Origin of the sequence: Agrobacterium sp. O3.4, assembly GCF_041414895.1 — a bacterium.
Taxonomy (GTDB): Bacteria; Pseudomonadota; Alphaproteobacteria; order Rhizobiales; family Rhizobiaceae; genus Agrobacterium; species Agrobacterium cucumeris.
Genome location: NZ_JALPZP010000010.1, coordinates 64,128 through 85,988 on the forward strand (window position 1 = coordinate 64,128; position 21,861 = coordinate 85,988).

The 21,861-nt window shown below is 59.2% G+C and carries 20 protein-coding genes; 10 read left to right on the forward strand and 10 right to left on the reverse strand.

Annotated elements, in window-relative coordinates:
- Positions 1-135: 135 nt before the first annotated feature.
- From M0412_RS25550 to M0412_RS25560, 3 genes are all read left to right on the forward strand, one after another.
- Positions 136-624, forward strand: coding sequence for a CYTH domain-containing protein (locus M0412_RS25550; RefSeq protein ID WP_269699856.1), 489 nt, complete (start codon positions 136-138; stop codon positions 622-624).
- Positions 608-1,516, forward strand: a complete 909-nt coding sequence (locus M0412_RS25555; protein WP_269699855.1) for a CHAD domain-containing protein — start codon at positions 608-610, stop codon at positions 1,514-1,516. Before M0412_RS25550 ends, M0412_RS25555 begins: the two co-directional genes overlap by 17 nt.
- Positions 1,517-1,799: 283 nt before the next feature.
- Complete coding sequence (locus M0412_RS25560; protein WP_142841803.1) at positions 1,800-2,744, forward strand: rhodanese-related sulfurtransferase; 945 nt, start codon at positions 1,800-1,802, stop codon at positions 2,742-2,744.
- 98 nt (positions 2,745-2,842) lie between these two features.
- Here M0412_RS25560 and M0412_RS25565 read toward each other — a convergent pair whose 3' ends face one another.
- The 6 genes from M0412_RS25565 to M0412_RS25590 all read right to left on the reverse strand — a co-directional run bounded on the left by M0412_RS25565 (position 2,843) and on the right by M0412_RS25590 (position 9,494).
- Complete coding sequence (locus tag M0412_RS25565) at positions 2,843-4,030, reverse strand: Gfo/Idh/MocA family protein (protein ID WP_269699854.1); 1,188 nt, start codon at positions 4,028-4,030, stop codon at positions 2,843-2,845.
- Between the two features lie 21 nt (positions 4,031-4,051).
- Positions 4,052-5,104 carry a sugar phosphate isomerase/epimerase gene (locus tag M0412_RS25570; protein ID WP_142841801.1) on the reverse strand — a complete coding sequence of 351 codons (1,053 nt, stop codon included), beginning with the start codon at positions 5,102-5,104 and terminating at the stop codon, positions 4,052-4,054.
- A 145-nt stretch (positions 5,105-5,249) separates the two neighbouring features.
- Positions 5,250-6,323 carry an ABC transporter ATP-binding protein gene (locus tag M0412_RS25575; RefSeq protein ID WP_269699853.1) on the reverse strand — a complete coding sequence of 358 codons (1,074 nt, stop codon included), beginning with the start codon at positions 6,321-6,323 and terminating at the stop codon, positions 5,250-5,252.
- A gap of 17 nt (positions 6,324-6,340) precedes the next feature.
- On the reverse strand, positions 6,341-7,189 hold the full coding sequence (locus tag M0412_RS25580) for a carbohydrate ABC transporter permease (RefSeq protein WP_035220775.1): 849 nt from the start codon (positions 7,187-7,189) through the stop codon (positions 6,341-6,343).
- A complete protein-coding gene (locus M0412_RS25585) occupies positions 7,182-8,120 on the reverse strand; it encodes a carbohydrate ABC transporter permease (protein ID WP_065117675.1) in 939 nt (312 codons plus the stop codon). Before M0412_RS25585 ends, M0412_RS25580 begins: the two co-directional genes overlap by 8 nt.
- Before the next feature lie 72 nt (positions 8,121-8,192).
- Positions 8,193-9,494: an ABC transporter substrate-binding protein gene (locus tag M0412_RS25590; RefSeq protein WP_269699852.1), complete on the reverse strand. Its 1,302-nt coding sequence runs from the start codon at positions 9,492-9,494 to the stop codon at positions 8,193-8,195.
- Between the two features lie 196 nt (positions 9,495-9,690).
- Between M0412_RS25590 and M0412_RS25595 the strand changes: the two genes are divergently transcribed.
- Genes M0412_RS25595 through M0412_RS25605 form a run of 3 tightly spaced genes read left to right on the forward strand, consistent with a single transcriptional unit; the run spans position 9,691 to position 12,705 of the window.
- Positions 9,691-10,890 (forward strand): ROK family transcriptional regulator, encoded by a 1,200-nt coding sequence (locus M0412_RS25595; RefSeq protein WP_142841798.1) that lies wholly within the window; start codon positions 9,691-9,693, stop codon positions 10,888-10,890.
- Positions 10,891-10,945: 55 nt separating this feature from the next.
- Positions 10,946-12,046 carry a Gfo/Idh/MocA family protein gene (locus M0412_RS25600; protein WP_269699851.1) on the forward strand — a complete coding sequence of 367 codons (1,101 nt, stop codon included), beginning with the start codon at positions 10,946-10,948 and terminating at the stop codon, positions 12,044-12,046.
- A 17-nt stretch (positions 12,047-12,063) separates the two neighbouring features.
- On the forward strand, positions 12,064-12,705 hold the full coding sequence (locus tag M0412_RS25605) for a ThuA domain-containing protein (RefSeq protein WP_003523774.1): 642 nt from the start codon (positions 12,064-12,066) through the stop codon (positions 12,703-12,705).
- Between the two features lie 172 nt (positions 12,706-12,877).
- On the opposite strand, the gene M0412_RS25610 is transcribed toward M0412_RS25605, so the two are convergent.
- Positions 12,878-14,236 (reverse strand): amidase, encoded by a 1,359-nt coding sequence (locus M0412_RS25610; protein WP_269699850.1) that lies wholly within the window; start codon positions 14,234-14,236, stop codon positions 12,878-12,880.
- Positions 14,237-14,581: 345 nt separating this feature from the next.
- Between M0412_RS25610 and M0412_RS25615 the strand changes: the two genes are divergently transcribed.
- The 3 genes from M0412_RS25615 (at position 14,582) to M0412_RS25625 (ending at position 18,822) form a co-directional block, all read left to right on the forward strand.
- A complete protein-coding gene (locus tag M0412_RS25615; protein WP_269699849.1) occupies positions 14,582-16,924 on the forward strand; it encodes an EAL domain-containing protein in 2,343 nt (780 codons plus the stop codon).
- A gap of 30 nt (positions 16,925-16,954) precedes the next feature.
- Positions 16,955-17,848, forward strand: a complete 894-nt coding sequence (locus tag M0412_RS25620) for an amino acid ABC transporter substrate-binding protein (RefSeq protein WP_142841794.1) — start codon at positions 16,955-16,957, stop codon at positions 17,846-17,848.
- Between the two features lie 68 nt (positions 17,849-17,916).
- Complete coding sequence (locus M0412_RS25625) at positions 17,917-18,822, forward strand: amino acid ABC transporter substrate-binding protein (protein WP_269699848.1); 906 nt, start codon at positions 17,917-17,919, stop codon at positions 18,820-18,822.
- A 41-nt stretch (positions 18,823-18,863) separates the two neighbouring features.
- Here M0412_RS25625 and minE read toward each other — a convergent pair whose 3' ends face one another.
- Genes minE through minC form a run of 3 tightly spaced genes read right to left on the reverse strand, consistent with a single transcriptional unit; the run spans position 18,864 to position 20,702 of the window.
- Positions 18,864-19,124: a cell division topological specificity factor MinE gene (gene minE, locus M0412_RS25630; protein WP_046802074.1), complete on the reverse strand. Its 261-nt coding sequence runs from the start codon at positions 19,122-19,124 to the stop codon at positions 18,864-18,866.
- Positions 19,121-19,936, reverse strand: coding sequence for a septum site-determining protein MinD (minD, locus tag M0412_RS25635; RefSeq protein ID WP_046802075.1), 816 nt, complete (start codon positions 19,934-19,936; stop codon positions 19,121-19,123). The genes minE and minD overlap by 4 nt, the downstream gene beginning before the upstream one ends.
- Before the next feature lie 37 nt (positions 19,937-19,973).
- Positions 19,974-20,702 (reverse strand): septum site-determining protein MinC, encoded by a 729-nt coding sequence (minC, locus tag M0412_RS25640; protein ID WP_161991362.1) that lies wholly within the window; start codon positions 20,700-20,702, stop codon positions 19,974-19,976.
- A 409-nt stretch (positions 20,703-21,111) separates the two neighbouring features.
- Here minC and M0412_RS25645 point away from each other — a divergent pair, with 409 nt between their 5' ends.
- Entirely contained in the window at positions 21,112-21,798 is a 687-nt protein-coding gene (locus M0412_RS25645; protein ID WP_142841792.1) for an HAD family hydrolase, read from the forward strand.
- Positions 21,799-21,861: the final 63 nt, after the last annotated feature.

Below are 21,861 nucleotides of genomic sequence, written 5' to 3' on the forward strand. Positions count from 1 at the left end.
CCGTTTACCGATTAGCCTGCCCCGGCTATGATGTCGAGGCATGGCAGGGCCATTTTTTATCCAGATACTTCAATCAATTCGCTTCTTCGCGACGTCATCTTGCGATAATCTGGCGCACCAGTTTGCGGAGACAGCATGGCCAAGGAAATTGAACGGAAGTTTCTTGTTGCAGGCGGTGAATGGCGCGATGAGGTGACGCATAGCATGGCTTTCCGGCAGGCATATGTCGCTTCGCTGGAAAATCGCTCGGTCCGGGTCAGGATCGTCAATGGGCGTGATGCGACACTGACCATCAAGATCGGCGCAAGTGCACTTGTCCGGGACGAATATGAATATTCCATTCCCCTCAAGGACGCAGAAGAGCTGATGGCAAGTGCACCGGGTGTGGTGATAGAAAAGACGCGTCACACCGTTGATCATGGCGGCTTCACCTGGGAAATCGATGTTTTCGAAGGCCGGTATCAGGGGTTGGTCGTCGCCGAAGTCGAAATGAACGATGAGAACGCCAACCCGGACCTGCCCGCTTGGCTCGGGAAAGAAGTGACGGGTGACCGTCGCTTTTCCAACCAGTCGCTCGCCATGGACTGTTCGAGTGGAGACTTGCCGGATGCCCTTCAGGATTGATCCGAAAAAGCCCTTCGGCGACGAGATCCGCCGCGCCGGGCTGGAACTGATCGAGGATGCGATCACCATCCTGCGCGACCAGCCCTCGGGATCACATGAGGCGGTGCACGATGCGCGCAAGCGCTTCAAGCGGCTGCGGGCGCTCTACCGCCTGATCCGCAAGGCGGCGCCCGATTTCAGCCGCGAGGAGAATGCCCGTTTCCGCGATATCGCCCGTTCACTGGCCTTCGCGCGGGATGCGACGGCGCTGATGGAAACGGCGGAATATCTCGAGGCTTTTGCACTCTCCGATGCGCAGGGTGAGGCGTTGCGATCGATCACGGCAATGCTGCGCGAACGTCGCGACGATGCCCTCAACCACGAGGTGGATCTTGACGACGCCATAGCGGCGGCGATCGCCGGCTGCGAGGCGGGACACGAAAGGCTTGAGGCTCTCTCCCTGCCGGATGACCTGAAAAAGACGGCCAGGCTGGTGAGAAGCAGTTGGGCAAAACAACGGGTGAAGGCACGCAAAGCGCTCTCGGATTGTCGGGACCAGGCGGATGTCGAGCATTTTCACGAATTACGCAAAGCGGGGCAGACCCACTGGATGCATCTCGGCCTCATGCGCCGCCTCTGGCCCTCCGCCATGCGCGCCAAGCGTGCCGATACCAAGCGGCTGGTCGATATTCTCGGCCATGAGCATGATCTTTCGGTCCTCGCCGCCGTTGCCGACCGGGAACCGGACCGTTTCGGCAATGGCGAGCGGCTGGCGCTTCTTCTCGATGCGATCATCGTAAGGCAGCAGGCGCTGCGCGCGGAAGGCCTTGAACTGGCGGACGAGGTTTTTTCCGAGTCCCCCCGCACCGAAAGTCGTATCGTCGGCCTTTTGTGGCGGCAGGCGGCGAAATAGGCCGACGACGATGATGTTGGGAAAAGGCGTCACACCACATTCGGCGTCATCCTTGGGCTTGTCCCGAGGATCTGCAACCTGTCGGTTTATGCTCCGTGCTTAGATCCTTGGGGCAAACCCAAGGATGATGGAAGCGAGGTCTTGTCCTCTCGCCCATGCCGGATTTGAGGCACCAACCGCCTGCCATTCGCCTCTTCCCCCCTGGATATTTGACGATTTTCAAAATGCTGGCCGCAGCGGATAAATATTGCTTTGCGGCCGCCGTCGCTGTATTTCAGCGCCCATGACCGACACGACCATTCTCCCCCGCCCGGAAGTCTCTGGTGATTTCCTTGTGGCCGCACTTTACCATTTTGCCCGCCTGCCGCGGTTCGAGAGCTTGCGCGAACAGCTGTTCGAGCTCTGCCAGAAAAACGGCGTCAAGGGCACATTGCTGCTGGCCGCCGAAGGTATCAACGGCACGATTGCCGGGCCGGATGCGGGCATTCACACGGTGCTTGCCTTCCTGCGCGCACAGCCGGAATTTGCCGCGCTGGAGCACAAGGAAAGCCGCGCTTCGCACATGCCTTTCGTGCGGCTGAAGGTGAAGCTCAAGAAAGAGATCGTCACCATGGGCGTGCCGGACATCGATCCAAACCGCATCGTCGGCACCTATGTCGAGCCACAGGACTGGAATGCGCTGATTTCCGATCCGGACACCATCCTCATCGATACGCGCAACGACTACGAGACCGCCATCGGCGTCTTCAAGGGCGCGGTCGATCCGCAGACCAAGACCTTCCGCGAGTTTCCCGACTGGGTGAAGAACAATCCCGGCCTGCACAACAAGCCGAAGATCGCCATGTATTGCACCGGCGGCATTCGCTGCGAGAAGGCTACCGCCTTCATGAAGGAACAGGGTTTCGATGAGGTCTACCACCTCAAGGGCGGCATCCTGAAATATCTGGAAGAAGTGCCGGAAGAAGAAAGCCTCTGGGAAGGCGCCTGTTTCGTCTTCGACGAGCGCGTCTCGGTGGTACACGGCCTTGCCGAAGGCAACCACCAGCTCTGCCATGCCTGCCGTAACCCGATAACGCCGGAAGTACGCCTGTCACCCAAATTCGAGGAAGGCGTTTCCTGCCCGAGCTGTTTCGATGACCGCACGGAAGAGGACCGCCAGCGTTTCCGCGATCGCCAGCAGCAGATCGAGCTGGCGAAAAAGCGCGGCGAGCAGCATCTGGGACGGTAAACCATCGGCGACGGACATATGGTCCGTTTATTGATCGACCCCGCGCCATCTTCTGCTCCGGGCGGAGAGAAGATGGCGCAGTAACGTCATATCCAGTCTTACAGCTTCACCCAGCCGCCATTGTTTTTACCGGATTCGATGCAGGCAGTAACGAAGGCAACACCCTTTACCCCATCATCAACGGTCGGATAGATCACCGCCTTGTCCAGCGCTGTGCCGGTGCGGCGGGCCTCGATGGCATGCGCAGCTTCGGTATAGATGGTGGCGAAGGCTTCCAGATATCCTTCCGGATGGCCTGACGGAATGCGGGTGACGCGGGCGGCGGCGGCCCCGGCGCCAGCACCACCGCGGGTAATCAGCTGTTTCGGCTCGCCCAGCTTCGTAAACCACAGATAGTTCGGATCGGCCTGCGTCCACTCGATGCCCGCCTTGTCACCATAAACACGGATTTTCAGACCATTTTCATGGCCAACCGCAACCTGGCTGCACCAGAGCAAACCCTTGGCGGCCTGCTTGCCGTCCTTGGCCTTGAACCTAAGCATTACATGCGCATTGTCGTCCAGCCGACGGCCTTCGACGAAGGTATGTACATCCGCTGCCAGTTCATCGGCTTCCAGACCGGAAATGAAGCAACCGAGATTATAGGCATGGGTGCCGATATCGCCGGTGGAGCCACCGACGCCGGATTGGGCCGGATCGGTGCGCCAGATGGCCTGTTTCGCGCCGGTCTGTTCCACCGCTTCCGTCAGCCAGTCCTGGGGATATTCCATCTGCACCAGACGGATTGTGCCGAGTGCACCGGCCTGTACCAGTTCCCGGGCATGCCGCACCATCGGATAACCGGTATAGTTATGGGTGAGGATGAACAGCGCATCAGCCCTGTCGGCCACGTCCTTCAGCTTTTTGGCGTCTTCCAAATTGGAGGTCAGCGGCTTGTCGCAGATGACATGGATACCGCGCTCGAGAAAGGCTTTGGCGGCCGGATAATGCACATGATTGGGCGTGACGATCGCCACCGCCTCGATACCATCCTCGCGCAGCGCTTCCTTCTCGGCCATTTCCTCGAAGGAGCCATAGCAACGCTCGGGATCGAGCCCCAGCTCGCGGCCGGATGCGAGGGATTTTTCCGGCGTTGAGGACAGGGCCCCCGCCACAAGATCGAAACGATTGTCCAGCCTTGCTGCCATACGATGGACGCCGCCGATAAATGCGCCCGAGCCACCACCGACCATACCAAGACGAATCCGCTTGTTCGCCTTGTCGGTTGTCTTTCCTTCAATAGCCATAATATCTCCCCTGAAACGTTTTCAAAGCCCAAGCATACGGCGGTTGGCCGCATCGTCGGTGCCACCAGATGCGAAATCGTCAAAGGCTTTGTCCGTGACGCGGATGATATGCGCCTTGACGAATTCCGCCCCTTCGCGGGCACCGTCTTCAGGGTGCTTCAGCGCGCATTCCCATTCGACCACGGCCCAGCCGTCGAAATCATTGGCCGCCATTTTCGAGAAGACCGCACCGAAATCCACCTGCCCGTCGCCCAGCGAACGGAAGCGACCGGCGCGCTCCACCCAGCCCTGATAACCGCCATAAACGCCCTGCCGGCCCGTAGGGTTGAACTCCGCATCCTTGACGTGGAACATCTTGATACGGTCTTTGTAGATGTCGATATTGTCGAGATAATCGAGGCATTGCAGCACGTAATGCGACGGGTCGTAGAGCATGTTGGCGCGACTGTGGTTCTTTACGCGTTCCAGGAACATCTCGAAGGTCACGCCATCATGCAGGTCTTCGCCCGGATGGATTTCGTAGCAGACATCCACGCCCTGCTCATCGGCATAATCAAGGATAGGCGTCCAGCGTTTTGCCAGCTCGTCAAAGGCGGCTTCCACCAGCCCGGCCGGGCGCTGCGGCCACGGATAAACGAACGGCCAGGCAAGCGCACCGGAGAAGGTCGCATGTGCCTTGATGCCGAGGTTTTTCGAGGCTTTCAGCGCAAGCTTCACCTGCTCGACGGCCCATTGTTGCCGGGCCTTGGGGTTGCCGCGCACTTCAGGCGCTGCAAAGCCATCGAAGGCCTCGTCATAAGCGGGATGAACGGCAACCAGCTGGCCCTGCAGATGGGTGGAAAGTTCGGTTACTTCCACACCGTTCTGGCGCGCCACGCCGGCGAACTCATCGCAATAATCCTTCGATTCCGCCGCTTTTTTGAGATCGATCAGCTGCCCGGCCCATGTCGGCACCTGCACGCCGGCATAACCCTTTTCCGCCGCCCATTTGGTAATGCCATCCCAGCTGTTGAAGGGGGCAGCATCACCGGCAAACTGGCCGAGAAAAAGACCCGGTCCCTTGATCGTTCTCATAAAATAACCTCCCTGTATCGATACAGTTGAGCGGTAAAACCGCTTTGACTCCCAGCGCCAAGCTAACCGCTCGTAATTTTCAGACAAGCCCCAAAAGCGGAGGGGCGAGAGAATTTCGCTATTTCACTAAAAAAGCGAAACAGGTTTAAAGCGCCAGCCCGCTGGCCCTGTCGAACACATGCACGCGCTCATGATGCACGGTGGCGGCAAAGGGTGCGTTGACCTTCACCAGCTGCTCGCCATCCACCACGGCCGTCACCTGATCACCCGCCAGTTCAAAGACCACATGGGTCTGCGCACCGGTTGGTTCCACCAGCACGGTGCGGCCGGAAAGCGAGATATCGCCGCCAATGGTCGAGCCGATATGTTCGGGGCGAAGCCCGATTGTCACCGGCTGGCCGCGCTTGACCTTGCGTGTCGCGGCAATGCGGATCGCGGTGCCGTCCTTCAGCCGGGCGGCGGGCTGATCGCCCTCGCCATCGACCACACCTTCGATGAGGTTCATGGCCGGTGAGCCGATGAAGGCGGCAACGAAGAGATTAGCGGGCGTCTTGTAAAGTTCCAGCGGCGTGCCCTGCTGTTCGATACGTCCGTGATTAAGTACCACCACCCGGTCGGCCAGCGTCATCGCCTCGATCTGGTCATGGGTGACATAGATCGACGTCGTGCCAACTTTCTGATGCAGCGCCTTGATTTCACTGCGCATCTGCACGCGCAGCTTGGCGTCCAGATTGGAGAGCGGCTCATCAAACAGGAAGACCGCCGGGTTACGCACCACGGCGCGGCCCATGGCGACGCGCTGGCGCTGGCCACCGGAAAGCTGCGAGGGCTTGCGATCCAGAAGCTTGCCGAGATCGAGCATACGGGCGGCTTCCGCCACGCGTTCCTCTATGACGTTTTTCGGGTGGCCGGCGAGCTTCAGATTGAAGCCCATATTTTCGGCCACCGTCATATGCGGATAAAGCGCATAGGACTGGAACACCATGGCGATGTTGCGCTCGCGCGGTGTCATGCCGTTGACCACCCTGTCGCCGATGAGGATATCCCCGCCGGTGATTTCCTCCAGCCCGGCGATCATGCGCAAAAGTGTGGACTTGCCGCAACCGGAAGGGCCGACCAGCGCGATGAACTCACCATCCGCTATATCAAGCGAGATGCCGTGGATGACATCGAGCGAGGCATAGGACTTGGCGATATCCTTAAGTTCGACGGAAGCCATGTTTTGCTCCTTTCAGGTCACGATTTGACGGCACCGGCCGTCAGGCCCGCGATAATGTGTTTCTGTGCGAGGAAGAAGACGATGACGGTCGGCAGGATCGTCAGCGTGATGAAGGCGAGCACCAGCTGCCACTCGGTGCCGAATTCGCCACGATAAACCATGATGCCGAGCGGCCAGGGATATTTCGATTCCGAATTCAGCATGATCAGCGGCAGGATATAGCTGTTCCAGCTGCCAACGAAGGAAACGATGCCGACGGTAGCGACGATGGGTCGCGAAAGCGGCAGGGAAATGTGCCAGAAGAACCGCAGATAACCGCAGCCATCCACGAAAGCAGCCTGAAACAGTTCCTCCGGCAGATTGCGGAAATAATTGCGGAACAGGAGAATGCTCATGCCAAGCCCGAAGGCCACCTGCGGCAGCACCACACCCCAATAGGTGTCAAGCAGGCCGAGATCGCGGATGCGGATGAACAGCGGCAGGATGGCGGTGGCCGCCGGGAACATCAGCCCCAGCAGGAAATAATTGAGCAGGAAGGACGAGCCGAAGAACTTCACATGCGCGAAGGTGAAGGCCGCCATGGCCGAAACGGTGAGCGTCAGGAACACCGTCAACAGCGCGATGACCAGCGAATTGAAAATCTGCAGCCAGTAACGTTTGCCGAAGAGAATATCGCCGTAATTGGCCCATTGCCATTCCGCCGGAATGCCGAACGGGTTGACGCGCAGGTCTCCCAGTGTCTTGAAGCCGCCAAGTGCGGTGGTGAGCAACGGGATGAGTACGATGGCCGCGATCAGGCTCAGCGATATATAGAGATAAAGCTTGGTTTGCAGCGGCATGCGGACGGAGGTGGATGTGTCAGTCATGGCGCATGAAAATCCTTTTGTAACCGAAGGCGAGCGTCACGCAGATGACGAAAAGAACGACGCCGACCGCACTGCCAAGCCCCACCTGCATGCGCATGACGCCATAGGTGTAGAGGAACGTGACCATGGTCTGCGTGGAGTTGGACGGACCGCCGCCGGTGAGCGGCATGATCATGTCGAACAGCTGCAGTGAGCCGATAACCGCAAAGAAGACGGACAGGCGAACGGTGGAGCCGAGCATCGGCAAGGTTACATAACGGAACTTCTGCCAGCCGGAAGCGCCATCGATTTCGGCGGCTTCCAGCACGTTCTTGTCGACGGACTGAAGGCCGGCGATGAACAGCATCATGTGGAAACCGAAATATTTCCAGACGATGACGCCAAGCACGGCATAGATCGCCACATCCTTGTCGGCCAGCACGTAAGGGTTGGCGAAGCCGAAGAAATTGGAAATGGCGGCGAAGAGGCCATAATCGCCGTCATAAACAAAACGCCAGATCAGACCCGCGGCCACATCCGCCAGCACATAGGGCAGAAAGAACACCAGCCGGAAGGCGACGACGCCCGGAATGCGGTGCGCCAGCATCGTGGCGAGCCAGATGGCCAATGGAATCTGGATCAGAATGGAAATCAGGATGATGAGGCCGTTATTCAGCAGGGCCTGCGAGAAGGCGGCATTGCCGAACAGGACCTGAAAATTCCTTAAGCCGACGAAATCCGTCGGCGTGCCATAGCCGTTCCAGCGATAAAGGCTGTACCACGCCGCCTCGCCCATGGGCAGGATGACGAACAGGGTAAAGAGCAACAATGCCGGCGGCAGAAACACCAGAAGGGTCAGCGCCCGATCATGCGCAACCGAACTTTGCTTGCGCTTCGCCTTTGCCGCGCCGCGCGCCGGTATGGACGCAGAAGTCATGGAAATATCCGTCATCTCTATCCGCTTTCTTTTATGCAGATATCGCGGCGCCGCATTTTAGCGCGGCGGCCGCAATGCAGGTGACAATCAGCGAAGCTCGAAAGCGTCCTGAATTTGCTTGGCACCCTCTTCCGCGCTCATCTGGCCGGAGACGATCTCGACGGAGACATCATTGACGACGCGGCCGACGGCAGCGCCCAGCGTCTGGTCAAAGAAGTTCTGGTGCCAGGTGGAGCCGGCAAGCTGCTTGGCCGAATCCGCCAGCAGCGGGTTTTTCACCGCACCATCCGCACCCGTCGCAACGGGCAGGATCATGCCGGCGGCAGCCATCTTCTCTTCACTTTCCTTGCTGGTCAGGAATGTCGCGAAATCGATCGCTTCCTTGGAAGCGTTTTTCGTGACTGCCCAGCCGTTCAGGCCGCCCAGCGTATCGGTGGCCTTACCGGCGCCGCCTTCGACGGCGGGGAATGCGAAGCGGCCGATATTGTCGGCGGCAAGTCCTTTGCCATCACCGGCATTCTTGCGCTGGTTGGCTTCGGTGTTGTCAAAACCGAGGATCATCGCCGCCTTGCCGTCACCGAAGACGCCGAGCGCCTGCGGCCAGGTGGAGCCGAGATAACCGGGCTGGAAGGGTTCCAGCTTGCCAAATTCGGCCAGCTGCTCACCGGCCTTGATGATGGCCGGATCCATGAAACCGTCGCCCTCACCCTTGCGGGCGGCATCGAACACGGCCTGCCCGCCATTGCGCATGACGAGGTAGCTCCAGTAGAAATGGATCGGCCATTTTTCACCGCCGCCACCGGCAATCGGCACGATGCCGGCTTCCTTGATCTTCTTGACCGTGGTGCCGAGATCATCCCAGCTCTTGATGTCTTCCGCCTTCACGCCGGCCTTGGCAAACAGCTCCTTGTTATAAAAGAAGCTGACGAGGCTGACCTTGTAAGGTACGGCCCAGACCTTGCCATCGAAAGACAATCCGTCGATCGCCGAAGCATTATAGGCCTGCCGCAGCTTGCCGCCATCGGCGTCGAAAACCTCGGTCAGATCCTTCAGCGCACCGGTTTTGGACTGTTCCTCAAGAACGCCGCCGCCCCAGCTATAGAAAAAATCCGGAACGTCATTGGATTGCAGCAAAGTCGGCAATTTCGCCTTGAAGGCTTCGTTTTCCAGGAATTGCAACTGCACATCCACATCGGGGTGCTTGGTCTCGAAATCCTTGGCAATCTCCTCCCAGACGGCCACGGCTTTCGGGTCCAGTTCCACATGCATCCATTTAACCACCGTCGCGGCCGAGGCGCTGGCGGTGCCGAGCATGAGAGCAATGCTTGTCGTTGTGGCAAAGCCTGTCAGCCTGCCGCTCAGGCTTGCGCCTGCGTGCCAAATCGTCATGATGGTGATCCTCCCTCGGGGATTTCCTCATTTATTCCCCAATGCGGATTAATTCACATTAGCCCTCGCATAATGTCAAGGCGCTATGCCGATTTTTTGCGCGAACCGCTTGACACCCCCCTCCCCTAGACCGTTATTTAATCCGTAACCCGACATAAATCGGTTCTCGAACCGGCATTGATCGCAGCAGGACACCATGAAGACCGCAGACCCAGAATTGATGCGCGCGATCAACAGGCTAAGCGTGCTGGATAGCATCCGCCGCCACGGGCCGATCTCGCGGGTGGAAATCAGCGAAAGAACGCAGCTTTCCACCACCACCGTTTCGGCGATTACCGCCTCGCTGCTTGATGACGGGCTTATACTGACCCGTCATCTCGGTGATATCCGCACCGAAGGCGCACGCGGCAGGCCGCGGGTGATGCTGGAGCTGAACCCGGATGCCGCCCGCGTGGTGGGCGCCAAGATCGCCGCAAGCCGCATGGTTTTCGTTGTCACCGATTTCTGCGGCAATGTGCTTTCCACCCTCGCCCTGCCGATCCGTGTCGACCGCCAGCCGATTGGCGTCATCGCCGATCTGGTGGAGGATGGGGTTCGCCGCTGCGTGGTCGATGCCGGCCTGTCCCTGGAAGATGTCGACATGGTCTGTCTCGGCCTTCCCGGCGTCATCGAGCATCGCACCGGGAAAATCCGCAGCAGCCCGATTTTGCGCGAAGTGAACGTCAATTTCGCCGAGGAAATGACGGCGCGTCTTAGCTCGCCGACCATCATCGAAAGCGACGCTCACGCCATTACCCTTGCCCACCACTGGTTCGGCCATGCGCGCGATCTGGAAGACATGGTGCTGATTTCGCTTGAACAGACACTCGGGCTTGGCGTTTTGCATCAGAACCAGCTGTTTCGCGGTGCCGGCGGCCTCAGCCACAATCTCGGCGACCTCGTCATCGGTCTTGCCAATGAAGGCACGGTGCGGCTGGCGAGCCAGGCCGGCGAAAATGCCATTTTGGGCTCACGCCCGGTGGACGGGCGATTTGCCGAGGCGATCCGGCTCGGTCGCGGCATGCAGCATGCCCATGCGCTGATTGCGGCTGAAGATCACGATCTCATTGCGGCAGCCCTGCGCGCCGGCGCGGCGCTGGGCCTGACACTTGCCAATATCGTCACGCTGTTTGCTCCGCCACGGGTCATCATCACCGGCTCCAGCCTCGAACTTGGCGAGCCCTTCATCACCAGCATCCGCGACAGCTACAACGCTGCCGTGCCGCCTTCGCTGGCCGGCGTCGCGGAGCTGGTTTTCGACGTTGCGAGCGATGAGTTGTGGGCGCAGGGGGCTGCAGCCGTAGCACTCTACGAACTTTACGAATCACCATGGAACACGACGGGGCCGGCGCTCTAGCCATCAGGGCGGAGCGGCAGGCTTTAAGCATTTCTGATTTACGGGAGGAAATCACATGAACAGGGTCGGTATCGGCATCATCGGCTGCGGCAACATCTCCAGCGCCTATCTCAAGGCCATGGCGTCGTTTCCCATTCTCGACATTCGCGGTCTTGCGGATATGAACGAGGCGGCTGCGAAAGCCCGCGCCGATGAGTTCGGCCTTCAGGCAACCAGCATCGACGCGCTTCTCGCCGATCCTTCCGTGGAGATCATCGTCAACCTGACGATCCCCAAGGCGCATGTGGAGGTGGGGCTGCGCGCCCTTGACGCCGGCAAGCACGCCTATTCCGAAAAGCCGCTCGGCATCAATTTCGCCGAAGGCAAACGCCTTGCGGATGCCGCTAAAGCCAAGGGCCTGCGCATCGGCTCGGCCCCGGATACCTTCCTCGGCGGCGGGCACCAGACCGCACGCCGGCTGATCGACGAAGGCGTGCTGGGCCAACCGGTTGGCGGCACGGCAACCTTCATGTGCCCCGGCCATGAGCGCTGGCACCCCAACCCGGCCTTTTATTACGAGGTCGGCGGCGGGCCGATGCTGGATATGGGTCCCTATTACATCACCGATCTCGTCAACCTGTTCGGCCCGGTCGCCAAGGTTGCGGGTTTCGCCATCGCCCCGCGTAATGAACGCCTCATCACCAGCGAACCGAAGAACGGCGAAAAAATTCCCGTTCATGTTGCCACCCATGTCTCCGGCGTGCTGGCCTTCCAGAATGGCGCCGTGGTGCAGGTGGGCATGAGCTTCGATGTGGCGGGTCACAAACACGTGCCGCTGGAACTCTACGGCACAGAGGGCACGTTGATCGTGCCCGATCCCAACCATTTCGGCGGCGAAGTGCAATTGCTGAAAAAGGGTGGCCAGTTCGAGCCGCAAGCGCTGTCGTCACCCTATGCCGACGGCAATTACCGTTCCATCGGCGTCGCCGACATGGCCCATGCGATCCGCGAGAACCGCCCGCACCGCGCCAATGGCGATCTGGCCTTGCACGTACTGGAGGTCATGGAAGCCTTCCAGACGGCATCCGACAGCGGCACGACCGTTTCCATCACCACCAAGGCAGAGCGTCCTGCTCCGCTTGAAACATCGCTGGTCGACGGCCAGCTCGGCAAATAATCCGGAGGAGAAAATAAATGCGTGAAGCACTCATCGTCTGGGGCGGCTGGAGCGGCCACGAGCCGCAGGAATGCGCCACCATCGTCAAGGACATGCTGGAGGAGGACGGTTTCAAGGTCTATGTGGAGCATTCAACCGAGGCCTTCGCCGATCCTTCGGTACATGATCTGAGCCTCGTCGTGCCCATCGTCACCATGTCGAAGATCGAGAAGGAAGAGATCAAGAACCTCACGGCCGCCGTCGAAAACGGCGTCGGCATTGCCGGTTTCCATGGGGGCGCGGGCGACAGTTTCCGCGAATGCGTCGAATACCAGTTCATGATCGGCGGCCAGTGGGTCGCCCATCCCGGCAACATCATCGACTATCACGTCAACATCACCCGCCCCGATGACCCGCTGATGGAGGGGATTTCCGATTTCCCCTACACGTCGGAGCAATATTACATGCATGTCGACCCCTCCAACGAGGTGCTGGCGACGACGAAATTCACCGGCGACCATGCCTGGTGGATCGACGGCGTGGTGATGCCGGTGGTGTGGAAACGCAAATACGGCAAGGGCCGGGTTTTCTATTCGGCGCTCGGGCATCAGGCCAAGGAGTTCTCCGTGCCGCAGATGAAAACCATGTTCCGCCGCGGCGCCAACTGGGCGGCTCGGTGACACAATGGCTGGAGGTGGTCAGCTATTCTCTCCGTCATGCCGGACCTGATCCGGCATCCAGCCGCCGCGCGTCTGCGCGGCGTCAGGAACCTTTCGCGATCAAAGACTTGATCGCGCTGGCCCCCGGATCAAGTCTGGGGTGACAGAGTGTGGCTATTTGTGCCGCACTCTTTTAGCCCCGAACAATCTCTTCCGCAGCCATCGCCACACCCAGCAGGTGATCATCAGTCCCATGCAGGCCGGAAAGCAGCAGGCCGACCGGCATTTCTGCCTCGCCTGTTCCACAAGGGATCGAAACACCACAGAGATCGAAGAAATTACCGATCTGGGTGTTGCGCAGGGTTTTCGCATTCATGGCGAAAAAGGCATCGTCATCATCGATGAGCGGCGCGACCTTTGCCGCGACATGCGGCAATGTTGGCGAGACTAGAAGCTCGTGCCGGCCGACCATGCCGGAAAACGCCACCGTCATGCGTTCGCGCGCCTCGAGAATGGCGATATAGTCAGGCATGGAGATATTCGCACCAAGCTTCGTTCGGGCAACGACACGCGGGTCCATACGCGCGGCATCCGCACCTTCCAGCCGGGCTTTATGCAGGGCAAAGGCTTCCGCCGTTACCAGCGCGCCTTTTTCCCTGATAAGATCGAACAGTTCGGAGAAAATCGGGAATGCCTGCCGCCGCACCGAAGCGCCGGCACGCACCAGCCGCTCCACCGCCTGCTCGAAGGCGGCAGCAACACCATCTTCGATACCATCGAAAAACACTGTCTCCGGCACCACCAGCGACAGGCCGGAAAGAGGTGTGTGCGCCACATCAGCCGCGGCCTTGCCGCGCATGGCCGCATCCACCCAGACGGCATCCTGCACGGTGCGGGTGAGTGGACCGAGTGAATCAAGGCTTTTCGCCAGGGGATAGACGCCGCGCATCGAATAACGGCCGCGGCTTGCCTTGTAGCCCACCACGCCGTTGAAGGCGGCGGGAATGCGCACGGATCCGCCGGTATCCGTACCGATCGCCACCGGCACCAGCCCGGCGGCCACAGCCACACCCGCGCCGGAGGACGAACCGCCGGGCAACCGATGGCCATCCTGCGAGGCGGGGTTACGCGGCGTGCCATAATGCGGATTGACGCCGAGGCCGGAAAAAGCAAACTCGCTCATATTGGTGCGGCCGATTGAGATCATGCCCGCCTGTTTCAGCGCCATTACCACATCCGCGTCGCGGGACGCCGTTGTGCTCTCCGCAAGCACTGTCGATCCGGCCGTGGTCGCCATGCCCTCGAGATCGAAAAGGTCCTTCCAGGCCACAGGAATACCATCAAGTACGCCACAGGAACGGCCGTCGCGAATGCGTTTCGATGCCGCTTCCGCCTCCGCCATCGCGCGCTCGGCCGTCAGGCGGATAAAAATCGCCTGGTCGTCGTCCTGACCAATCACATCGAGCGTCTCCTCCACCAAACTACGAGGGTCGAGATGGCCGCTCTGGATGAGAACGGAAAGTTGCGCGATGTTTCTGCCCCTGTGAGCCATGATATCTTCCCTGAAACCGGCATGTTGCGCACAACATGCCGTTTCTCCGCTGCTTGGCAAGGTCAATTGTCGTCCCCCTGCAGCCGGGAATCCACCTTGAAGAACACGTAAAGCGTGTCATAAAGTCTTGGTGGTGTCGCTGCAAAATATAATCACCAGCACCCGGTTTTTTCAACTCAGGGTGCAGGTAAGCAGCGCCTTATATAAGCGACGACTATAAAAAGACGGATTAATTCTTAATCGCATCTAAACTTTGTTGAATTATTTAGCAGACAGCATTGAAATGCATGCCCTATAAAATTCCATAAAACAATCATAACGCGACATCGCGGGGGAATATCGCGAATGGAAGAGACTGCCTATCGGGGGATAGATAGACAGACTGAACCCGGCCACACGCTTGACTCAACGACGCAGCCGGAAAATGCCCGGTTTTCGCGCCGCCGTTCGCTTGCCAGCAAGATAACTCTCATATTTCTGGGCGGTGTGATCTTTTCCTACAGCATCGGTGCGCTCGTCGGCTGGTACATGTTCGTTGCCGCCGCCAGCGAGCAATGGCTCAATCAGGCCCGCGTCAATTCGCAGATCGCCAGCGCGACGCTGCGCAGCATCTACACCTATGTCAGCGTTACCGCCGACGAGAGCGGTCAGGTCAACGGCATATTGACCGACAAGCCGATCGGCGACGACGAATCCATTCTCGTTACCGGCTTCAATCCCAGCGATGTTCTCGCCCTCATCGGCGCGCAGACCAAAAATGCCGTCTGGCTTTTCCGTTATGACGAAACCGATTCCGGCTTCAGGCAGATCGCCGCAGCCTTCGACAACGCCACCGATGACGCCGAAAAACCGCTCGCGACGGACCCCATTTTCGCGAAGGATGGTGTCGCGGCGCGGTTCGCCACCGGCTTTGCCACCATCGGAGAGTCCAGCCATTACATCGGCCTGCTGCCGATCATCAGCACGGAAACAAAAAGGCCGATCGGTGCGGTCGCCGTCAGTATCGGCGGTTCGGATGCGCTTTATGGCGCGCAGCGCAAGCTGATCTACAATTCGCTCGCCGCCCTGATCGTGGTGCTGACGGTCACGGGCGTGCTTGTTACGGTGATCGCGAGGCATTTCCTGAAGCCCGTTCCGGCCCTGGTGCAGGCAACGCTGCGGATCGCCCGCGAGGAAACCGATATTGTTACCCCGTTTCAGGAACGCAGAGACGAGATTGGCGACATGGCAACCGCCATCGAAACACTGCGCGAAGCGGTTCTGGAACGCGGGCGCCTCAGGCAGATACGGGATATGGCCGAGCAGCTGGAACATATGGCGCATCACGATGCGCTGACCGGTCTTCCCAACCGCGTATTGCTGATGAAGACGCTGGAGAACCGTCTCGAACATCTTGCCGTATCCGGCCAGCCATTCAACGTCATGCTGCTCGATCTCGACCGCTTCAAGGCCGTCAACGATACGCTGGGCCACGCCGCCGGCGATGCTTTGCTGGTGGCCGTCGCTTCACGGATTTCCGCCGTGCTCGGTGAAAACGACATGGTGAGCCGGCTCGGTGGCGACGAATTCGCCATCATTCAGGCGGGAAGCAACGACTACCGGACAGATGCAGCCCAGTTGGCAAAACGGGTGGTGCACGCGGTCTCACGCAGCTTTAATCTCGAAGGCAGCGACATCAGCGTCGATACCAGCATCGGCATCGCCTGCGCACCGGACCACGGCACCTCCGCCACCCAGCTTCTGCAGCAGGCCGATCTCGGACTTTACCGCGCGAAATCCATGGGCTGCGGCCTTTTCGTATTTTACGAGCCCGGCATGGATATGGCGGCGCAGCACAAGCATGCGCTGGAAATAGACATGAAATCCGCCCTCGAAAACCACGAATTCGAGCTGCATTACCAGCCCGTGGTCAACCTGCAGAGCGGCCGCATCGTCGCGTATGAAGCGCTGGCCCGCTGGCGTCACAGCAAGCTTGGCCTCATCACGCCGGACCGCTTCATCGCAATTGCCGAAGAAAACAACTTCATCAAGCCGCTCGGCGAATGGGTTCTGGCGCAGGCCTGCATGGATGCCATGGCCTGGCCAAAGGATATCAGGCTGGCCGTCAACCTCTCCGCTGTCCAGCTCGGCAATGATGACATCGTCCCCGTTGTCGATCGCGCCCTTGAAACATCCGGCTTCCCGGCGGAACGGCTGGAACTGGAAGTGACGGAAACGGCAATGCTTGAGCGCGACAGCAGCGCAAGAGCGCTGAAGCTGTTGAAAGAAAGGGGCGTCCGTCTCGCCCTTGACGATTTCGGCACCGGCTATGCCGGTTTGAGCACGCTGACCCACGTGGCCTTCGACAAGATCAAGATCGACCGCGAATTCGTCTCCGGCCTGCCTGCCAATCCCATGTGCTCGGCGATCGTCAACACCATCATCGACATGGCTGATCAGATCGGCCTGAAGGTGACCGCCGAGGGCGTGGAAAACAGCGAACAGGTTGCCGCATTGAAACTTTGCGGCTGCGACGAGGCGCAGGGTTATTATTTCGCCGAACCGGCGCCACTTGCGCATATCCTCAAAAATCGCGCCATCATCACGCCGGCCGGGAAAGACGGGTTTGGCAGCGGAGGCGACCAGTCGCTGCGCGACACCGGGCGTCCAATGCAGGAAACCTATAACCCGCCACAAAAAGCGATTTGAGAAACCGGCCGCCGGCCAAAAGGAAATAACATGCGTCTTGCGGTATTTTGCCTTTTCGTCACATGCTTTGCCCCCATCACCCCGCTGCAGGCCGCCAGCGAAGGCGATACGCTGCAGCAGATTGCCAGGACCGCAAAAATCCGCATCGGCTACCGCGAAGCCGAGCCGCCTTTTTCCTACCAGCTGCCGGATGGAGAGGTGACGGGTTTTTCGACCGATCTCTGTCGGACGATCAGTGAGGATATCCGCAAGAAGCTAAAGCTCGACAGGCTCGAGCTCGAATATGTCAAGGCCACGCCCGCCACCCGCTTCATTCTTGTCCGCAGCGGCCAGATCGATATCGAATGCGCCGCCACTACCAACAACAGCGAACGCCGGAAAATCGTCGATTTCTCCTATCCGAACTTCATGACCGCGACGCAGTTTCTATCGCGCAGACAGGACAATCTGAAAAACCTTGCCGATCTGGCTGGCCGCTCCGTCACCTCCGCTTCCGGTACCGTCAATATCGAACAGCTGAATGCCATAAACCGGGAAAAGAACCTCAATATCTCGGTCATGCCGACGAAAACCAATGAGGAAGCCTTCGCGCTCGTCGTTTCCGGCAAGGCCTCCGCCTTCGTCATGGATGGTATCCTGCTAGCGGCCCTGGCTGCGACATCCGAAAATCCGAACCTTTATGCGCTTTCGCAGGAAACGCTGAGCGCACCGGAACCTTATGGGCTGGTTTTCCGGCGCGACGACCCAGCCTTCAAGGCGGCGGTCAACGAAAGTCTCAAGCAGATTTTCGACGGTCCTGCCATTCACGACCTCTATGAAAAATGGTTCACCAAGCCCATTCCGCCCAACGGCATGAACCTGAACCTGCCGATGGCGGCAAGTTTGAAACAGGCCTACGAACATCCGAGTGAATATCGTGACTGAGGGCGCTCCCTCCCGCCTGCATTTTATGAAGACATGTTTTGACAGATCATTTTAGCTGGAGATGCGCGATGCAGAGATCGACATTGGGGCTTGCATTCGGAATTTTAAGTCTTTTATCCACCCAGGCGGCAAGTGAAGATAGCCAGCCGCCGACCCTCGAAACCATTGCGAGGACCGGCACCATCCGGCTGGGTTATGCCGATCACAATATTCCCTTTTCCTATCTCGGCACCGGTGCAGAACCGATCGGCTACAGCATCGAGCTTTGCCTGAGGGTGGCGGATTCCATCAAGACGAAACTGGGCTTGCCGGACCTGAAGATCGACTTCGTCAAACGCACCCCCAGCAACCGCATTACGCTTCTCAATGACGGCACGATCGACATTGAGTGCGTGGCAAGTACCAATACGGAGGAAAGACGCAAGGCGGTGTGGTTTTCCTACAGCCATTTCATCACCGGCACGCGTTATGTGGCGCTGAAATCCAGCCGTTTGAACACGGTTGCCGATCTCGCTGGCCGCACCGTGGTGGTGACGACCGGAACCATCAATATCAGCCAGTTGAATGTGCTGAACCGCAAGCTGGGGCTGAATATCGCCGTTCTGCAGAATGACAGCACCGCAGGCGGTTTCGAGATGGTGACGGAAAACCGTGCCTCTGCCTTTGTCATGGACGATATTCTTCTGCGGTCCTTCGTCGCCGAGACAGGCAAGCCCGACGACTATTCCATATCGAACGAATATCTCGCCCCGCCGCAGCCCTATGGCCTGATGCTCCGCCACGGGGATACCGGTTTCCGGGATGCTGTCAATGAAGCGTTGGGGCAAATCTACAAGAGTGGAGAAATCGAAAAAATCTATGAAAAGTGGTTCAATGCGCCAATCCCGCCGAACGGCATCAACCTGAAGCGCCCAATGCCCGGCGATCTGGCCGAGGTATTCCGAAGGCCCGTTGATACGACGGCAGACAAATGAAAACGCCGCCCGTTGAAGGGCGGCGTCTTTCGCAAAATATCTTATGCAGCGCGCAGGTCCGCACTCAACGGTATCTCGACATCAATCTCCAAGATGGAGACATGCTCGTCACGATCCATCTTCACATGCACCCTATCGCTGTCGATCTGCACATGCTTGGCAATCACGGCGAGAATTTCTTCCCGCAGGACAGCGACGAGATCGGTTCCCGACGATGCCCGCTCGTGGGCCAGCAGCACCTGCAGCCGTTCACGCGCAAGCGGTGCCGACTTCTGTTTACGGAAGAGACTGAAGATGCTCATGCAGCCCTCCTTGCAAAGATCTTGGAGAAGATGCCACGCTTCTCGCCGGGGATGACGACCGGAATGTCCTCGCCGGAGAGGCGGCGAGCGGCGTCGAAATAGGCCATGGCCGGGGCGCAGCGGGCATCCGCCAGCGTTACCGGAGCGCCAACGTTGGAGGCGCGCAGCACATCCGTGCTTTCCGGAATGATGCCGAGCAGCGGAATGGAGAGGATTTCCAAAACGTCATCCACCTTCAGCATGTCGCCGCGTTCGGCGCGGGCGGAATCGTAACGCGTCAGCAGCAGATGCTTTTCCATGCGCTCGCCGCGTTCAGCCTTCAGCGTCTTGGAATCCAGGAGGCCGATGATGCGGTCGCTGTCGCGTACCGAGGAGACTTCCGGGTTGGTGACGACGACGGCCACATCCGCATGGCGCATGGCCAGCGTTGCGCCGCGTTCGATGCCGGCCGGGCTGTCGCAGATCACCCAGTCGAAATGTTTCTTCAACTCGTTGATGACCCATTCGACACCTTCCGGCGTCAGATTGTCCTTGTCGCGGGTCTGCGAGGCAGGCAGCAGGAACAGCGTCTCGAGGCGCTTGTCGCGGATCAGCGCCTGCGTCAGCTTGGCATCGCCCTGAATGACGTTGACGAGATCGTAAACCACCCGGCGTTCAGCACCCATGACGAGATCGAGGTTACGCAGGCCGACATCAAAATCGACGACCACGACCTTCTGCTTGTTCTGCGCCAGCGCGGCGCCAAGCGCTGCAGTCGAGGTGGTCTTGCCAACCCCGCCCTTGCCGGAAGTAACAACGACTACCTTCCCCATATGGCTCTCCTGTTCCAATAGTTGTTTCTCTGTTTTATCAGCCAAGTTTTTCGGCCCTGATCGTATCGTTTTCCAGCCACAGCTGAACCGGCTGGCCGCGCAGCTTTTCGTCGATGTCTTCGGCAACCTTGTAGACGCCATCGATGGCCAGAAGCTCTGCCTCGAGCTTGCGGCAGAAGATGCGCGCCGAGACGTTGCCGAGCGAACCGGCCATGGCACGCCCACGCAGGGCGCCGTAGATATGCACCGAACCGCCGGCGATGATTTCCGCACCCGAGGCGACCGAACCGATAACGGTCACATCCCCTTCGGGAAACATGATTGACTGGCCGGAGCGAACCGGCTCGTTGATGACCAGCGACTGCACCACGGCACGGATTTCGCCCGCAGCACGCGGCTTTTCTTCCGGCAATTCGGCAGCAACCGCAACCGGCTCCACCTCGACATCGGAAGCGGGCTTCCCGCCCTTCAGCGACGGCGGCATGCCCGGCTCGATCATCGAAGGGCGAACGCCCTCAATGCCCATGATGCCGACATTGCGCTCCGTCAGCGCCGAGAGAAGCGACTTCAGTCCCGCCTTGTCGAGTGACAGTTCCGACACATCCAGAACAACCGGACGCGACAGGAAGAAGCCGGCCGAGCGGGCGGCGAGATCATCAAGCCGCTCCAGCCATTGATCGACCGGAGATTCGGGGGACAGGACGACCGCGAGGAAGGAGCGGCCTTTGATACGGATCGAACGCTGGTCTGTTAGCACTTTGGTCATCTTGGTAAACAAATCGTTGACAATTAGGTACCTCGAATATGGTTAACAAATGGTTAACGACACCCTCCAGGCGACGGTCTCGTTAAGAAATTTTCGTCAGGAAAAATCTCATGCAAAACATTCAAAAACATCCATTAGCTTTTGATTTTGCGTATTTCCGTCGCTTGCGAAAACTCATGATAGCGGTCGAGCCTTGCTGCAACCTGACGCTCCGTGAGACCGCATCCGTCGCCAGCATCCCTAACCCATCTTGCCCGAGTCGGTAAGACGCGAACCGTCCGATTCCGGGACACTATCCGCCGTCGGCCAAGTGCCTGTCATGGGCTTCAAGCGGGAAAAAGCGATTTCGTTATGCCGTCCGATGCTATAGACACGGGGGCAAGCCCGGCACCTTCAACGGAAGAATGAAATGCACAGCAAAGTCCCACCGCAGAACCAGACATTTTCGCAAGACTATGCCGCTTTCCTGTTCGACATGGATGGAACTTTGCTCAATTCCATTGCTGTGGTGGAGCGGGTCTGGCGCGAATGGGCCGTGGATAATGGCATAGAGCCCAACGCCTTCCTGCAGCGCATTCACGGCATGCGCGCTTCGGAAGTGGTGCGCCGCGAGGCCGTTCCGGGTCTCGATGTCCAGGCAGAGGCCGATATGCTGCTGCAGAAGGAAATGGACGATGTCGACGGCATTCTTCAAATTCCCGAAGCGGCAGCGTTTCTCGCAAAATTGCCGGCCGGCAAATGGGCCATCGTCACCTCGGCTGCTCGCGCGCTTGCCGAACGCAGGCTGGCAGCGGCGGGCCTCACACCGCCCGCAATTATGATCTGCGCCGAAGACGTGGTGAACGGCAAGCCGGACCCGGAAGGATATAAAAAGGCGGCGGAAAAGCTCGGCGTCTCGCCGGAACGCTGTGTTGTCTTTGAAGACGCGCCCGCTGGTATTCAGGCCGGGGAAAGCATGGGCGCGACAGTGGTGGTCATCAACGCCACCCATTCCCATCCCATCGAAACGGCGCATCTTTCCATTGGCGGTTATGGTGAACTGGATGTCAGCATCAACGACGACGGCAGCTTGAAACTTACGGGCAGCAAAGGCTGAAGAGCCGACCACGGAGCGAGCGAAACACCGATTTCATTTGCGGGTAGATTCCCCGCCCGCCCC

What these genes read in the sequence shown, in the direction of transcription:
- M0412_RS25550 (WP_269699856.1), top strand. Translation starts at nt 136, where the DNA reads ATGGCCAAGGAAATTGAACGGAAGTTTCTTGTTGCAGGCGGTGAATGG.
- M0412_RS25555 (WP_269699855.1), top strand. Translation starts at nt 608, where the DNA reads ATGCCCTTCAGGATTGATCCGAAAAAGCCCTTCGGCGACGAGATCCGC.
- M0412_RS25560 (WP_142841803.1), top strand. Translation starts at nt 1,800, where the DNA reads ATGACCGACACGACCATTCTCCCCCGCCCGGAAGTCTCTGGTGATTTC.
- M0412_RS25565 (WP_269699854.1), bottom strand. Translation starts at nt 4,030, where the DNA reads ATGGCTATTGAAGGAAAGACAACCGACAAGGCGAACAAGCGGATTCGT.
- M0412_RS25570 (WP_142841801.1), bottom strand. Translation starts at nt 5,104, where the DNA reads ATGAGAACGATCAAGGGACCGGGTCTTTTTCTCGGCCAGTTTGCCGGT.
- M0412_RS25575 (WP_269699853.1), bottom strand. Translation starts at nt 6,323, where the DNA reads ATGGCTTCCGTCGAACTTAAGGATATCGCCAAGTCCTATGCCTCGCTC.
- M0412_RS25580 (WP_035220775.1), bottom strand. Translation starts at nt 7,189, where the DNA reads ATGACTGACACATCCACCTCCGTCCGCATGCCGCTGCAAACCAAGCTT.
- M0412_RS25585 (WP_065117675.1), bottom strand. Translation starts at nt 8,120, where the DNA reads ATGACGGATATTTCCATGACTTCTGCGTCCATACCGGCGCGCGGCGCG.
- M0412_RS25590 (WP_269699852.1), bottom strand. Translation starts at nt 9,494, where the DNA reads ATGACGATTTGGCACGCAGGCGCAAGCCTGAGCGGCAGGCTGACAGGC.
- M0412_RS25595 (WP_142841798.1), top strand. Translation starts at nt 9,691, where the DNA reads ATGAAGACCGCAGACCCAGAATTGATGCGCGCGATCAACAGGCTAAGC.
- M0412_RS25600 (WP_269699851.1), top strand. Translation starts at nt 10,946, where the DNA reads ATGAACAGGGTCGGTATCGGCATCATCGGCTGCGGCAACATCTCCAGC.
- M0412_RS25605 (WP_003523774.1), top strand. Translation starts at nt 12,064, where the DNA reads ATGCGTGAAGCACTCATCGTCTGGGGCGGCTGGAGCGGCCACGAGCCG.
- M0412_RS25610 (WP_269699850.1), bottom strand. Translation starts at nt 14,236, where the DNA reads ATGGCTCACAGGGGCAGAAACATCGCGCAACTTTCCGTTCTCATCCAG.
- M0412_RS25615 (WP_269699849.1), top strand. Translation starts at nt 14,582, where the DNA reads ATGGAAGAGACTGCCTATCGGGGGATAGATAGACAGACTGAACCCGGC.
- M0412_RS25620 (WP_142841794.1), top strand. Translation starts at nt 16,955, where the DNA reads ATGCGTCTTGCGGTATTTTGCCTTTTCGTCACATGCTTTGCCCCCATC.
- M0412_RS25625 (WP_269699848.1), top strand. Translation starts at nt 17,917, where the DNA reads ATGCAGAGATCGACATTGGGGCTTGCATTCGGAATTTTAAGTCTTTTA.
- minE (WP_046802074.1), bottom strand. Translation starts at nt 19,124, where the DNA reads ATGAGCATCTTCAGTCTCTTCCGTAAACAGAAGTCGGCACCGCTTGCG.
- minD (WP_046802075.1), bottom strand. Translation starts at nt 19,936, where the DNA reads ATGGGGAAGGTAGTCGTTGTTACTTCCGGCAAGGGCGGGGTTGGCAAG.
- minC (WP_161991362.1), bottom strand. Translation starts at nt 20,702, where the DNA reads ATGACCAAAGTGCTAACAGACCAGCGTTCGATCCGTATCAAAGGCCGC.
- M0412_RS25645 (WP_142841792.1), top strand. Translation starts at nt 21,112, where the DNA reads ATGCACAGCAAAGTCCCACCGCAGAACCAGACATTTTCGCAAGACTAT.